Origin of the sequence: Paracoccus sp. (in: a-proteobacteria) (genome assembly GCF_030536915.1) — a bacterium.
Lineage (GTDB): Bacteria > Pseudomonadota > Alphaproteobacteria > Rhodobacterales > Rhodobacteraceae > Paracoccus.
Genome location: NZ_JAUNPC010000027.1, coordinates 17,980 through 30,651, shown reverse-complemented (window position 1 = coordinate 30,651; position 12,672 = coordinate 17,980). Strand labels below are relative to the sequence as shown.

Sequence of the window (12,672 nt, the reverse complement as noted above, 5' to 3'; positions counted from 1 at the left end):
GATGCCGCCTTCGTCCGCGCCATGACCGGCGCACGCATCCATGACAGCCTCGCGGTCCTGCCCGAGCCATTGTCCCCTCATCGCGCCGCCGAACTGGCGGGCGTGACGCTGGACCCGGAGACGTGGGCCATTCCCCAATCCGATCCGCTGGTGATCGAGGGGGCAGGGGGCGTGCTGGTCCCGGTCACCCGGCAGCTTCTGTCCGCCGACCTCTTTGCCCGCTGGGGCCTCCCCGTGGTGCTGGTCGCGCCCACCGGTCTCGGCACGATCAGCCACAGCGTCACTGCCGTCGAATCGCTGCGGGCGCGCGGCGTGCCGCTGCACGGGCTCGCCTTCGTGGGCGAGGACAATCCCGACAACATCAGGACCATCGCCGACCTGACCGGCGCGCGTGTGCTGGGCCGCCTGCCGCGCCTCGACCCGCTGAGGCCCGAGACCCTGCGCATCGCGATGGAAACCGCCTTCGACCCCGGGGATTTCGCATGACCGACTCGCCCGTCTGGCGCCCCTTCACCCAGCACGCGACCGAGTCTCGGCCTCCGGTCGCCCACCGAACCCACGGCGCGATCATCGAGACCGACCGCGGCCCCCTGATCGACGCCATCTCAAGCTGGTGGGTCATCACCCACGGCCACAGCCACCCGCCGATCATGCAGGCGATCCGCGAGGCGTCGGAGACGCTCGATCAGGTGATCTTCGCCGGACTGACCCATGAGCCCGCGGAATCCCTGGCCCGCGAATTGGTGGCGCTGGCGCCGAAAGGACTGACCCGCGTCTTCTACTCCGACAGCGGCTCGACCAGTGTCGAGGTCGCGCTGAAGATGGCGCTGGGCTTCTGGCGCAACAGCGGCCGCCCGCGCCACCGCATCGCCGTGATCGAGGGCGGCTATCACGGCGACACCGTCGGCACCATGAGCGTGGGCGAGCGCGGCGTCTTCAACGCGGCCTACGAACCCCTGATGTTCGCTGTGGACCGCCTGCCCTTCCCGGCAGGGGGCGGCGCGGAGATGCTTTCCGCCTTCGAGCGGCTCGCCGCGGGCGGCGACATGGCGGCCATCATCCTTGAACCGCTGGTCCTCGGCTCGGGGGGGATGCGGATGTACGGGCCCGAGGTGCTGGAATCCATCCGCCGCATCTGCGACCGCCATGGCGTGCTGATGATCGCCGACGAGGTGATGACCGGCTGGGGCCGAACCGGGCAGCTATGGGCCTGCGACCATGCAGGGGTCGCGCCCGACATCCTCTGCACCTCGAAGGGCCTGACCGGCGGCGCGATCCCGCTGGCGGCAACCTTGGCCACCGAAGCCATCTTCCAGGCCCACTGGTCCGAGGACCGCAGCCGCACCTTCTTTCATTCGTCGAGCTACACGGCCAACCCGCTGGCCTGCGCGGCGGGGCTGGCGAACGCCCGCATCTGGGCGCAGGGCGGGATGCAGGCGCAACTGGACAAGGTGGCCGCGATGCAGGCCGAGCGGCTGGCGGCGCTGGCCCGCGACGACCGCTTCACGGATGCCCGCCAGACCGGCACCATCGCGGCGATCGACCTCAGGGTCGAGGCTGCGGGTTATCTCGCCTCGGTCGGGCCGCGGCTGCGCGCCCATGCGCTGGACCGCGGCGTGCTGCTGCGGCCCTTGGGGAACACGGTCTATGTCATGCCGCCCTATTGCATCACGGCGGACCAGCTCGACCGGGTCTGGCAGGCCATCGCGGATTTCCCCGGCTGACCGGCGCGGCTGATGCCGGATTGTGACAGGGACGGGACCTTGCAACCCCGTGATCCCGCCTGCGCTTTCCGGTCGGGGGGGCTGCTTCTATAGTGGCCAGACCCGAGGCGCCGGAACAGGCCGCCCGACGAGCAGACTCCAACAACGGTTGACGCGATGACAAGACTGACCGCCCTTGCCCTGACCACCGCCATGCTGGCCGGCTGCGTGGCCGCCCCGCCGCCGCCCGAACCCGTCGTCATCGACCCGGTCCCGGTGGCCGTCCCGGCCGTCACCGGCGTCGCCGGCCTGCAGTCGCGCGAACCCGATGGCTGCAAGGCGGGAACCTACCGCAGCGCCATCGGCCAGCCCGGCGCGGTGATCCAGACGCTGGGCATCACGCGGGAATACCGCATCGTTGAATACCGCGGGATCGAGCCGCAGGAGTATGATCCGCTGCGGCTGGTGTTCCGCCTGGACTCCGCCGGCAACATCCAGGCCGTCGATTGCGGCTGATCGAAAAGGAAACGACGATGCGCGCGCTTGCCCTCATCCCCCTGCTGGCGCTGGCCGCCTGCGTCCAGCCGATCCCCGTTCCGGTCGAGGAACCCGACACCGACCAGTGCAACGCCTCGGCGCTGCAGGGCCTGATCGGCCAGCCCGCCGCGGTGCTGCGCGACATGATGCTGAAGGCCGGCACACGGGTCATCAACCCCGGCGACGCGGTCACGATGGATTTCCGCCCCGACCGCATGAACATCGAGATCGGCACGGCGGGCCGGATCGAGAAGGTCGCCTGCTACTGAGGCGACCCTGACCGGCAGGCAGGGCGCGGGCGGTCCCGGACGGGGCCGCCCGTTTCCATGCGGGGGCCTTGCGGGCCGATGCGGCGGCCCCGCATTTTGCCCGTTGATCGCATCCCGGCGCGGTGTCACGCTGGGGGCATGACGGTCCATCCCCTGCCTCCGCCCGGCCCCGCGCCCGATGTCACAGCCTTCGACCGGCACGAGCTGGGGGTGATCCTGTCGCTTTACGGCCGGATGGTCGCGGCCGGGGAATGGCGCGACTACGGCCTGTCCTTTCTGCGCGACATGGCGGTGTTTTCCGTCTTCCGCCGCGCGGCCGAGAACCCGCTTTACCGCATCGAGAAGCGGCCGAAGCTGAGGAACGCGCAGGGGATGTATTCGGTCGTGGCCATGGACGGCCAGATCCTGCGCCGCGGCCATGACCTGGCCACCGTCCTGCGGGTGCTGGAACGCAAGCTGATCCGCCCGGTCTGATCCGTGCAAGGGAACCGCCTTCCGTTGCCGCGGTTTGGGGCAGGAAGGCGGCCAGCCCGCTCAACCGGATGGAGATCGAACAATGAGATGGACCCATGTGCAGGCGAACTGGTCCGCCTTCTACGAGGCCATTCTTGAGAAATGGGAAGACGCCGACGAATCGATGCTGGACGAGATCGACGGCGACCAGCGCGCCTTTGTCCGCTACATCGCCGAGATCACCGAACAGGAACCCGAGGAAGCCCGCGACGAGATCAAGCAATGGCTTGCCGGGGAAATCCCCTCGGACATCGTGATGGACCCGCTGCACGACAATCACTCGATCGCGCTGTCGGGCAAGTATGTGGGCGAGGGCGAGGATGAATACTCGGACGACGCCCGCTTCGGGGATGACGACGATTATCCCGACGACGGCGACGACGAAAGCCGCTGAGGCTCAGTCGCCCGCCCGTTCCGACCACCAGAGATCCGGCAGGAACCCCGGCCAGTCGCCATAGGCCGTGACCCGCGCCGGATAGCGCAGCCACGCGGCATGGGCGATGCGGCTGACCGGCGAATAGCTGACCGGGATCACATAGCGCCCCGTGGTCAGCAGCCGGTCGAGCGCGCGGATGGCGGCGACATGCCCGGCCTCGGTTTCCGCGTTCACCGCCTCGGCGATCATCGCATCCACCGCGGGCGACCGCACGCCCATCCAGTTGCGCGAACCCTGCTGGTCGGCGCTGGCCGAGCCCCAGTAAAGCGCCTGCTCGTTGCCCGGCGACAGGGACAGCCCGCGTTCATACCAGCTCATGTCGAAGGCGAAGCGGTTGGTGCGTTCCACATATTGCGCGCTGTCCAGCACCGTCACGCGCGGCTCGATCCCGAGGGGGCGCAGCGCCTCGACATAGATGTCCACGATCTGCTGCACCTCGCTGCCCGCGCGCATGGCGCTGCCCGACTGGTTCAGCAGGATCTCGGGGGCGAAGACCGCGCCCTCGGCGTTCGCCAGCACGCCCCCGCGCACGGTCCAGCCTGCCTCGGCCAGAAGCCGCATGGCCTCGCGCAGCGCGGCGCGGTCCAGCATCCGGTCGGAGCCGGGGGGCAGGGCATAGCCCTGGAAGGTGCCGGGCAGCACCTCGGCGGCGAAGGGGGCCAGCAGCGCGGCCTCGCGCCCCTCGGGGGGGCCGGGGCGCATGGCAAGGTCGGAATTGGCGAAATAGCTGGTGATCCGGGGATCGGTGCCGCCGGTCAGGGTCTGGTTGATGAAGTGGTAGTTGAAGGCCAGGATCATCGCCTCGCGCACCCGCCAGTCGGAAAACAGGGGCGAGCGGGTGTTCATCGCCAGCCCCATGATGCCGGACGGCCTGCGGTGCGGGATCTCGGACTTGACCACCCGGCCGCTGGTCATGGCCGGAAAGTTGTATTCCGTCGCCCATTTGACCGGGCTGAGTTCGCGCCAGACATCGACCGCCCCGGCCTTGAAGGCCTGAAACATGGCGTTGCTGTCGGCGAAATAGTCGTAGCGGATCTCGTCGAAGTTATACATGCCACGCGTCAGGGGCAGGTCGCGGCCCCAGTAGTCCGGATTGCGGCGGAAGCTGATGGACCGGCCCGGATCGACCCGGTCCACGACATAGGCGCCCGAGCCGACCGGCACCTCCAGCGAGGATGCGGCGAAGTCCCGGCCCTCCCACTGCGCCTTTTTCAGCACCGGGCGCAGTCCCATCAGCAGCGGAAGTTCCCGGTCCTGTTCCGAGAACTCGATCCTGAGCGAGCGTTCCCCCGTCCGGCTGATCGAGGCGACCTTGGCCCAGGCCCCGGCATAGCGGGGATGACCCTCGGTCCCCAAGGTCTGGAAGGACCAGATCACATCCTCGACCGTGACAGGCGAGCCGTCGGAAAACCGGGCTTCGGGACGCAACGTAAAAGCGACCCACGACCGGTCCTGATTCGTTTCAATCGTCTCGCACAAAAGACAATACAGTGTGAAAGGCTCGTCCAGTGACCGCAGCATCAGCGGTTCCGCGACATGGATCCCGACCGGCCAGGCCGGGTTGCCTTTCAGAACCCAAGGCTTGAGGGAATCGAAATTTCCGGGTTCGGCGAAACGAATCACTCCGCCTTTGGGGGCCGCGGCATTGGCATAGGGCATCTGCCGCAGGTCCGGCGGCTGCGCCGGTTCTCCAAACATTGCAAGGGCATGCGATGGTTCGGCAGCACTTGCCAGCGGCATCGCTGCAACAGTCGCCAGCCCCAGCAAGAGGCCGCGCAGATGGCGTCCGGTCGCGAAATCGTTAACGAATTTGAGGATTCGCATGCTCGCCTGTCCCGCTCTGCACGGCTTGGTTGCCGGTTCTCTGCCGGACACTACCTCTGCCTTAACGTCCAGGCAAACGAAGGTCTTGGCCTCGCGAGGTCTTGGGCGTATATCGAACTCACTGCTCGATAGGTTTCTTGCCTGTATGAAACCTGCCTCAGACTTGGCGCCCGCTTCGTGCGGGCGCCTTTTTTGTCTGGATGCAGTCTTTGCGCAAGCGAAAAAACAACCTTGGGATGTTTGCGCTCAGCGGTGCCGGCGGCGTCGTCCGGGCGGCCCGTCCAGCAGCCGCAGCGTGCCTTCCAGCACCGCGCCATAGACCAGATGCGCGACCAGTCCCCGCGCATGGGCCTGCCAAGGATATTCCGCAGGCCGCGCGCCAAGGCCGCTGGCGGTGTTCATCCCCTCGTCATGGAGTGTGAACATTCCCAGCCCGAACAGCGTCCCGCCCCCCGCGGTCAGCGAAGGGGCGCGGCGCCGCAGGGCCGCATAGGCCAGCGCCGGCACCATGCCGATGGCAAGATGGACGGCGACCCCGGCAGGATGCTGGTTGTCCCGGCCCCGCGGCGCGATGTCGGTGCCCAGCGCGCGGGCCGCCTTGCGGGCGATCAGGTGGCCGGGGTCCAGCCCCTCGGGCCGGACGCTGCGGGTCCGCTGGCGGGTCTCGGGGCTGAGGTTGTTCCACATGAACCAGTCCAGCCGGTCCAGCGCCACCGTGGCAGCGACCGCCGCCACCGTTCCCGTCAGCAGCGCGCGGCCGAGGTCGTCGTTCCTGTTCCCGTGATGCGCCATGATCGTCGTCCTTCATCGGATCGGCCCCGGGATCGAACGGACGGCGAACGCCCCGGTTCCGGCAGGGGGCTGGCGGATGCGCTTTCCTGCGCTAAGGTCGCGGCGCAACGCGAATGAAGGGCGCAGGACATGGCAGACAGGATTCTGGCGGGCAAGGCGGCGGTCGTCACCGGATCGAACAGCGGCATCGGGCTGGGCGTGGCCGAGGCGCTGGCGGGCGCCGGGGCAGACGTGGTCATCAACAGCTTCACCGACGCGGCCGAGGATCACGCGCTGGCCGAGCGATTGTCGCAGGAACACGGCGTGACGGTCCGCTACATCCAGGCCGACATGAGCAAGGCGGACGACTGCCGCCGACTGGTGGAAAGCGCGGGGCGCTGCGACATCCTGGTGAACAACGCGGGCATCCAGCATGTCGCGCCCATCCCCGAGTTCCCGGCGGAAAAATGGGACGCGATCATCGCCATCAACCTGTCCAGCGCCTTCCACACCACCGCCGCGGCGCTGCCGATGATGCGGGCTGCGGGCTGGGGCCGGGTGGTCAACATCGCCTCGGCCCACGGGCTGACGGCCTCGCCCTTCAAGTCGGCCTATGTCGCGGCCAAGCACGGGGTCGTCGGGCTGACCAAGGTGACGGCGCTGGAAACCGCGACCGACCCGATCACCTGCAACGCCATCTGCCCCGGCTACGTCCTGACGCCGATCGTGGAAAAGCAGATCCCCGACCAGATGAAGACCCACAACATGGGCCGCGAGGAGGTCATCGCCAAGGTGATGCTGGCCCGCCAGCCCTCGGGCGAATTCGCCACGGTCGAGCAGATCGGCGGCACGGCGGTCTTCCTGTGTTCCGACGCGGCGGCGCAGATCACCGGGACGACGATTTCCGTGGACGGCGGCTGGACGGCTCTCTAAGCGCCATCCGCCGCGAGTTCGGCCAGCAGGAAGCGGCGGAAGGCGCGGATCGCGGGCCGGTTGCGCCGCGCGGGCGGGTGGACCAGCCAATAGGCCTTGCCGTCCGTCGCGGTCAGCGCAAAGGGCTGCACCAGCGCCCCGGCAGCCAGTTCAAAGCGGAAGAAGCGGGGCGTCAGCATCGCCACGCCGTTGCCCGCCATCGCCAGCCGCGCCTCGTGGATCTGGGTGCCCAGCGTCAGCGAGGGGCGGGGCGGGTCGTTGCAGGACAGCCGCACCCCGGCCTTGGCCAGCCAGATGCCCCAGGAGGGATCGTCGCGGGCGATCCAGGGCAAGGGCACGATCTGCGCGGGATCGGTCAGAGGGCCGTGCCGCTGGGCAAGGGCAGGCGACAGCATCGGCGTGAAATCGACGGTGAACAGCTTCTGCGCCGCCAGCCCCGGCCAGTCACCCGCGCCGAAGCGGATCGCCACGTCGATGTCCTCGCGGGCGAAATCGACGAGGTGGTCCGAGGCCTCCATCCGCACGGAAAGATGCGGGTTCTCGGACTGGAAGCGCCCCAACCGCTGCGACAGCCAGTTTCCCGCCAGCGTCTGCAGGGTGGAAATCGACAGCGAATCCGGCCCGGCCTGCGGCGCATAGGCCCCGCGCAAAAGGTCAAAGGCCTCGCGCGTCGGTCCCGCAAGGCGCGCGCCCAGCGCTGTCAGCTCGATCCCCTTCGGCTTGCGCAGGAACAGCGGCCCGCCCAGCCGCTCCTCCAGCAGCCGGACCTGGTAGCTGACGCCCGCCTGCGTCATCCCCAGGTCGCGGGCGGCGGCGGTGAAGGACAGGTGCCGCGCGACCGATTCGAAAACGCGCAGGGCCGCCAGCGGAGGCAGGTTTTCCATCAGCCGGGCTTATGCCCCCATGCCGTGCCATGATTGGCGCAATGACGGCAGAGTGGGCATCTTCGGGTCAGGCAGCAAGCCTGATGTGAAGGATCAGCGACATGGCAACGGTGACGGAATGCGGCGTGGCGCCGGCCACGCGGGGATGGCGGCTGCGCGGCTTCTGGGCCGCGCGGCGGATGCGGGCGCGGCACCGGGCGGAACTCGCCCGGCTGCAGGCGATGCCCGATTATCTGCGCAAGGACATCGGGCTGGACGGCGGACTGCCGCTGGCCGGATACGAGAACGGCGGGCGGACATTCGTCAGCCACGGGCTGATCGACCGCACGCTGAGCGACTGGCACTGGTAGCCCCGCGCCGGCACCCGCGGGGCTGCCCAAGGCCCCGCGGGCCGGTCGACACGGGCTTGCGCATGGGGCGCATGGTCCTAGACTGAAGCTTGGGACCGCGTCCCCGCCGATGCGCCCGACCGGGGAGGAAGAACCATGACCACAGCCAGCCAGAACGCCGAGCCCGACCGCGGGACCGGCACCGCACCCGCCCCCGCGCGGCCCCGCCTGTCCGCCGACCGCGTCAAGGACATTCTGATCGTCGATGACCACCCGCTGATGTGCGACGCCCTGGCCCTGACGCTGAAGATCAGCTTCGGCCGCAAGACCGTGCGGACGGCCCGCAGCCTTGCCGCCGCCGTGGAACAGATCCGCACCCACGGGGCGCCCGACGCGGTGATCCTGGACCTGAACCTGCCCGATGCGCGGGGCGCGGAAGGCATCGTCACCCTGCGCCGGCAGTTGCCGGACGTGCCGATCACCATGATCTCGGCGGACCTCGAAAACGCCATGATCTCGGCCGCCATCGCGGCGGGGGCGCAGGGCTATATCTCGAAATCGCTCGGCCGCGAGGCGCTGGTGGACAGCCTGCGCCGCATGTGGGAAGGCGAGCGCGTCACGCCCGAAGGCTACGAGCCCGAGGATGGCGGGACCGAGGAGGACGCGCGGGCCGAGCTTGCCCGCCGCTTCGCCACCCTGACGCCGCAGCAGATGAAGATCCTGCGGCTGATCTGCCAGGGCAAGGCCAACAAGGAAATCAGCTACGAGCTGTCGATCGCCGAGGCGACGGTCAAGACCCACATCACCGCGATCATGTCCAAGATCAACGCCCGCCGCCGCACCCAGGCCGTGCTGCTGGCCAACAGCGCCCGCCTGTTCGAGCCGGGCTGAGCGGATGACAGCCGCCGGCCTTGCCCCGGTGACGGTCAGCGTCCGGGCCGATGATCCCGGCGCCGCCGCAGCCTTGGCGCGCGGCCTTGCGGGCTGCGACCCGGCGCTGGTCCTGATGTTCGGCTCGCCCAAGGCGGCCCTGGGCCGGGTCGCGCAAGGGCTGACTGCGATGCTGCCTGGCGCCCGCATCGCCGGCTGTTCCTCGGCCGGCGAGATCGGCGCGCAGGGCTACCAGCGCGGCACCGTGGTCGCCATCGGCTTTCCCCGCCGCGCCTTCCGGGTGGGGGCGCTGGCGCTGCATGACCAGCACTCGATCCCGGTCTCGGCCTGGCTGTCGCAACTGCGCCAGTTGCGCGACGGCTTCGCGCCCGACCCCGCCCGCGCGCAGTTCGGCATCCTTCTGGCCGACGGCACCGCCTGCAACGAGGATGTGCTGGTCTCGACCCTCGACGCGGCCTTCCCCGGCCTGCCGGTTGTGGGCGGCTCGGCCGGCGACGGGCTGGACTTCGCGCAGAGCTGCCAGATCCTCGACGGCGAGGTGGTTCCCGGCGCCGCCGTCTTCGTGCTGGTCGAAACGGCGCTGTCGGTGTCCGAGGTGAGCTTTGCCCACTTCGCCCCGACCCCGCGCCGCGCGGTCGTCACCCATGCCGATCCCTGCCGGCGCGAGATCCTTGAATTGAACGCCGAACCCGCGGCGCAGGAATACGCCCGGCTTGCCGGCCTCGACCCCGACCGGCTCGAACGCGCCGACTTCGCCCGCCACCCGCTGCTGCTGAAGACGGGCCGCCGTTATCACGTCCGCGCCATCAGCGAGGTCGGCGAGACGGGCAGTCTGCGCCTGATGTCGGCGGTGGAACCGGGAACCGTTCTGACGCTGGGGCAGGCGGGCGACGTGACCGCGGGCTTTGCCGATGCGCTGGACGCCCTGCCGCGCCCGCCGCTGATGGTGCTGGGCTTCGACTGCATCCTGCGAAGGCTGGCGGTGGAACAGGCCGGCATGACCGAGGCCATGGCCGACCTGTTCCACCGCTACCGCGTCTGCGGCTTCAACACCTATGGCGAGCAGATGAGCGGGATGCATGTCAACCAGACCTTTGTCGGCCTGGCGCTGATGGAGCCTGACCCGCCGCAATGCTGAGAAACAGTGACGATCCCGTCCGGCGCGCCGAAAAGCTGGAACGCATCGCCGAGGTGCTGATCGAGCGCGTGGACCGGCTGGAGGAAACCCGCGGTTCCGCCTGGTCGATGTTCCAGGCCGCCGTGGCCCTGGAACGCGAGGCGCAGGCCCGCACCCGCGATCTTGAACAGGCGCTGGCCGACCTGTCGGAAAAGAACCGCGACCTCGCCGTGGCCCGCGCGGCGGCCGAGGAAGCCAACCGCTCCAAGACCCGCTTCCTGCGCGCCGCCAGCCACGACCTGCTGCAGCCGCTGGCCGCCGCCCGGCTGTTCCTGTCGGCGCTGGTGGACACCGACCTCGACCCCCTGCAGCAGGAGCTTGCCGGGCGGCTGGCGGGCGCCTTCGAATCGGTCGAGGAACTGATGCATGCGGTCCTCGACATCAGCCGTCTGGACAGCCAGCGGATCGAGTTCCACCGCAAGCCCGTCGAACTCGACGCCCTGTTCCGCCGCCTCGCCGTGGAATATGCGCCGATGGCCGAGGCCGCGGGGCTGCGGCTCAGCTTCGTGCCGACCTCGGCGGTGGTGGACAGCGACCCGACATTCCTGCGCCGCATCGCCCAGAACCTCGTCTCGAACGCGATCAAGTATACCGAAACGGGCGGCGTGGTCGTGGGTGTGCGCCGCCGCGCCGGGCTGATCTGGCTTGAGGTGCGCGACAGCGGCACCGGCATCAGCGAATCCGACCGCGCCCGCATCTTCGACGAGTTTCAGCGCGCCGTGCGCGACGGCGGGCCGCAGGGGATGGGCCTCGGCCTTTCGATCGTGCGCCGGGCCTGCGTCAAGCTGGGCCATCCGCTGGACGTGGAAAGCCAGCCCGGCCGCGGTACCGTCTTCCGCGTGGGCCTGCCACCGGTCCGGCCGGGGGATGAGTGCCGGGCCTGCCCGGATGCCGCCCCCCATGCCCTGCGCGCCCGCGTGGCGCTGATCGTGGAAAACGACGCGGCCATGCGGCGGGGGTATGAGCTGATGCTGGGCAGCCGCTTCGGCATGGTGGTGCGCGCGACCGGCGGCACTGCCGAGGCGCTGGCGGCGATGGGGCAGGACGATCCGCCTGACGTGATCCTGGCCGACTACAACCTCGACAACGGCGACACCGGCATGGCCGCGATCCGGGCGCTGCGCGCCGCCGCAGGCCAGCGGGTGCCGGCGGTGATGGTGACGGCCCAGCGCGACCCGCAGATCGCCCGCGACTGCGCCGCCTTGGACGTGCCGCTGGTCGAAAAGCCCGTCCGCCTCGAGGAACTGGGCGCGATCCTGCAGCGCGTCATCTCATGCTGAGGGATGCGCCGGGCGGGCGGGGGCTTGGCAAGCGCTGAACGCCGCTTCATCGTGACCCGCAACCGGAGGAGACCCGATGCGATACCTGAAACGCCTGCGCGGGGGACTGGCTGCCGCGCTGCTGTCCTGCGGCCTCGCCGTGCCGCTTGCCGCCGGCGAGGCGGGCGACCTGATCTTTGCCGAACGCGGCCCCTGGACGCTGGGAACGCGGACCCTGACCTGGGCCGAGACGCAGGAAGGCCCGGCGCTGCCGGGCTTTCGCCAGATCCGCGACGGGCGGCTGGTGCTGTCCGAGGCCAGCGATGCCGCGGACGGCAAGCCGGTGCTGCAGCTTGAACAATCGGCGGGCGAGGCCAGCCGCAGGATCGGTCCCTTTCCAGTTTCGGGCGGCGATCCGGTGGTGATCTTCTTTCTGGAAAACACCGCCCGCGCCATGGCGACCCTGACCGGCGGCAGCCCCCATTACATCCGCAACCGCATCAAGGACGCGGTGTTCCGGGGCGGCTCGGTCCAGCGGGACGGCGGCGTCACCACCGTGGTGGCGCGGCCCTTCGACGGCGACCCCAACGCCGAACGCATGGGCGGCTTCGCCTCGCTGGAACTGCGCTTTGTCATGGGCAAGGATGCCGCCGCCCCCATCCGCGAGATGGTGGCCGAGACGGGCCAGCCTGTCGCCGTCGAAACCCCACGCGAGATGGCGGGGCAGGTGATCGCCCCCGCCGCCTACCGCCATGCGCTGGTGATGCAATGAGGGCCGCTTTCGCCCTGTGGGGGCTGGTCGCCGCCGGGTCTGCGGCGGCGCAGGAAGTGAACGACTATCCGACCGCCGCCCGCGTCGAATACGCGGTCGCCTGCATGGCGGCCAATGGCGAGACGCCGGACGCGCTGCAGCGCTGTTCCTGCGCCATCGACGCCATCGCCGACGTGCTGTCTTTTGACGATTACGTCGCCGCCGAGACGGTGCTGCGGATGCGCCAGACCACCGGCGAACGCTCGGGGATGTTCCGGGGCGGCGGGATGATGGAGACGACGGTCGGCGACCTGCGCCGGGCCGAGGCCGAGGCCGAGATCCTCTGCTTCTGAGCGCGCACTTGACCTTGGCGGCGGGCAGGGGTCCCTTCGGCC

The 12,672-nt window shown here is 69.6% G+C and carries 16 protein-coding genes; 13 read left to right on the top strand and 3 right to left on the bottom strand.

Annotation, left to right across the window (positions count from 1 at the left end):
• From bioD to Q4F04_RS06940, 6 genes are all read left to right on the top strand, one after another.
• Positions 1-486, top strand: a 486-nt coding sequence (bioD, locus tag Q4F04_RS06965; RefSeq protein WP_303369111.1) for an ATP-dependent dethiobiotin synthetase BioD, incomplete at its 5' end; no start/stop codon positions are given.
• The gene (locus Q4F04_RS06960; RefSeq protein ID WP_303369110.1) at positions 483-1,724 is read left to right on the top strand and encodes an adenosylmethionine--8-amino-7-oxononanoate transaminase; all 1,242 of its coding nucleotides are present in this window, start codon (positions 483-485) and stop codon (positions 1,722-1,724) included. The genes bioD and Q4F04_RS06960, both read left to right, overlap by 4 nt.
• Positions 1,725-1,880: 156 nt before the next feature.
• Entirely contained in the window at positions 1,881-2,219 is a 339-nt protein-coding gene (locus tag Q4F04_RS06955; protein ID WP_303369109.1) for a hypothetical protein, read from the top strand.
• A 17-nt stretch (positions 2,220-2,236) separates the two neighbouring features.
• Entirely contained in the window at positions 2,237-2,509 is a 273-nt protein-coding gene (locus Q4F04_RS06950) for an I78 family peptidase inhibitor (protein WP_303369108.1), read from the top strand.
• A gap of 138 nt (positions 2,510-2,647) precedes the next feature.
• A complete protein-coding gene (locus tag Q4F04_RS06945) occupies positions 2,648-2,983 on the top strand; it encodes a DUF2794 domain-containing protein (protein ID WP_303369107.1) in 336 nt (111 codons plus the stop codon).
• Positions 2,984-3,065: 82 nt separating this feature from the next.
• The gene (locus tag Q4F04_RS06940; protein ID WP_303369106.1) at positions 3,066-3,416 is read left to right on the top strand and encodes a hypothetical protein; all 351 of its coding nucleotides are present in this window, start codon (positions 3,066-3,068) and stop codon (positions 3,414-3,416) included.
• 3 nt (positions 3,417-3,419) lie between these two features.
• Here Q4F04_RS06940 and Q4F04_RS06935 read toward each other — a convergent pair whose 3' ends face one another.
• On the bottom strand, positions 3,420-5,198 hold the full coding sequence (locus Q4F04_RS06935) for an extracellular solute-binding protein (RefSeq protein ID WP_368660706.1): 1,779 nt from the start codon (positions 5,196-5,198) through the stop codon (positions 3,420-3,422).
• A 330-nt stretch (positions 5,199-5,528) separates the two neighbouring features.
• On the bottom strand, positions 5,529-6,074 hold the full coding sequence (locus Q4F04_RS06930; RefSeq protein ID WP_303369104.1) for a hypothetical protein: 546 nt from the start codon (positions 6,072-6,074) through the stop codon (positions 5,529-5,531).
• 129 nt (positions 6,075-6,203) lie between these two features.
• On the opposite strand from Q4F04_RS06930, the gene Q4F04_RS06925 reads away from it, so the two are divergent.
• A complete protein-coding gene (locus Q4F04_RS06925; RefSeq protein ID WP_303369103.1) occupies positions 6,204-6,986 on the top strand; it encodes a 3-hydroxybutyrate dehydrogenase in 783 nt (260 codons plus the stop codon).
• Here Q4F04_RS06925 and Q4F04_RS06920 read toward each other — a convergent pair.
• The gene (locus Q4F04_RS06920) at positions 6,983-7,870 is read right to left on the bottom strand and encodes a LysR substrate-binding domain-containing protein (protein ID WP_303369102.1); all 888 of its coding nucleotides are present in this window, start codon (positions 7,868-7,870) and stop codon (positions 6,983-6,985) included. The two genes, Q4F04_RS06925 and Q4F04_RS06920, sit on opposite strands and share 4 nt — an antisense overlap.
• Before the next feature lie 101 nt (positions 7,871-7,971).
• On the opposite strand from Q4F04_RS06920, the gene Q4F04_RS06915 reads away from it, so the two are divergent.
• From Q4F04_RS06915 to Q4F04_RS06890, 6 genes are all read left to right on the top strand, one after another.
• Positions 7,972-8,220 (top strand): hypothetical protein, encoded by a 249-nt coding sequence (locus Q4F04_RS06915; RefSeq protein WP_303369101.1) that lies wholly within the window; start codon positions 7,972-7,974, stop codon positions 8,218-8,220.
• Positions 8,221-8,355: 135 nt separating this feature from the next.
• Positions 8,356-9,090, top strand: a complete 735-nt coding sequence (locus Q4F04_RS06910) for a response regulator transcription factor (RefSeq protein ID WP_182803749.1) — start codon at positions 8,356-8,358, stop codon at positions 9,088-9,090.
• 4 nt (positions 9,091-9,094) lie between these two features.
• The gene (locus tag Q4F04_RS06905) at positions 9,095-10,228 is read left to right on the top strand and encodes an FIST N-terminal domain-containing protein (RefSeq protein WP_303369100.1); all 1,134 of its coding nucleotides are present in this window, start codon (positions 9,095-9,097) and stop codon (positions 10,226-10,228) included.
• Positions 10,222-11,547, top strand: a complete 1,326-nt coding sequence (locus Q4F04_RS06900) for a hybrid sensor histidine kinase/response regulator (protein WP_303369099.1) — start codon at positions 10,222-10,224, stop codon at positions 11,545-11,547. Before Q4F04_RS06905 ends, Q4F04_RS06900 begins: the two co-directional genes overlap by 7 nt.
• A 76-nt stretch (positions 11,548-11,623) precedes the next feature.
• Entirely contained in the window at positions 11,624-12,298 is a 675-nt protein-coding gene (locus Q4F04_RS06895) for a hypothetical protein (RefSeq protein ID WP_303369098.1), read from the top strand.
• Positions 12,295-12,630: a hypothetical protein gene (locus Q4F04_RS06890; protein WP_303369097.1), complete on the top strand. Its 336-nt coding sequence runs from the start codon at positions 12,295-12,297 to the stop codon at positions 12,628-12,630. The genes Q4F04_RS06895 and Q4F04_RS06890 overlap by 4 nt, the downstream gene beginning before the upstream one ends.
• Positions 12,631-12,672: the final 42 nt, after the last annotated feature.

Coding starts and splice junctions, on each gene's coding strand:
- Q4F04_RS06945 (WP_303369107.1), top strand. CDS start 2,648: ATGACGGTCCATCCCCTGCCTCCGCCCGGCCCCGCGCCCGATGTCACA.
- Q4F04_RS06955 (WP_303369109.1), top strand. CDS start 1,881: ATGACAAGACTGACCGCCCTTGCCCTGACCACCGCCATGCTGGCCGGC.
- Q4F04_RS06950 (WP_303369108.1), top strand. CDS start 2,237: ATGCGCGCGCTTGCCCTCATCCCCCTGCTGGCGCTGGCCGCCTGCGTC.
- Q4F04_RS06920 (WP_303369102.1), bottom strand. CDS start 7,870: ATGGAAAACCTGCCTCCGCTGGCGGCCCTGCGCGTTTTCGAATCGGTC.
- Q4F04_RS06900 (WP_303369099.1), top strand. CDS start 10,222: ATGCTGAGAAACAGTGACGATCCCGTCCGGCGCGCCGAAAAGCTGGAA.
- Q4F04_RS06935 (WP_368660706.1), bottom strand. CDS start 5,198: ATGCCGCTGGCAAGTGCTGCCGAACCATCGCATGCCCTTGCAATGTTT.
- Q4F04_RS06895 (WP_303369098.1), top strand. CDS start 11,624: ATGCGATACCTGAAACGCCTGCGCGGGGGACTGGCTGCCGCGCTGCTG.
- Q4F04_RS06915 (WP_303369101.1), top strand. CDS start 7,972: ATGGCAACGGTGACGGAATGCGGCGTGGCGCCGGCCACGCGGGGATGG.
- Q4F04_RS06905 (WP_303369100.1), top strand. CDS start 9,095: ATGACAGCCGCCGGCCTTGCCCCGGTGACGGTCAGCGTCCGGGCCGAT.
- Q4F04_RS06925 (WP_303369103.1), top strand. CDS start 6,204: ATGGCAGACAGGATTCTGGCGGGCAAGGCGGCGGTCGTCACCGGATCG.
- Q4F04_RS06910 (WP_182803749.1), top strand. CDS start 8,356: ATGACCACAGCCAGCCAGAACGCCGAGCCCGACCGCGGGACCGGCACC.
- Q4F04_RS06930 (WP_303369104.1), bottom strand. CDS start 6,074: ATGGCGCATCACGGGAACAGGAACGACGACCTCGGCCGCGCGCTGCTG.
- Q4F04_RS06960 (WP_303369110.1), top strand. CDS start 483: ATGACCGACTCGCCCGTCTGGCGCCCCTTCACCCAGCACGCGACCGAG.
- Q4F04_RS06890 (WP_303369097.1), top strand. CDS start 12,295: ATGAGGGCCGCTTTCGCCCTGTGGGGGCTGGTCGCCGCCGGGTCTGCG.
- Q4F04_RS06940 (WP_303369106.1), top strand. CDS start 3,066: ATGAGATGGACCCATGTGCAGGCGAACTGGTCCGCCTTCTACGAGGCC.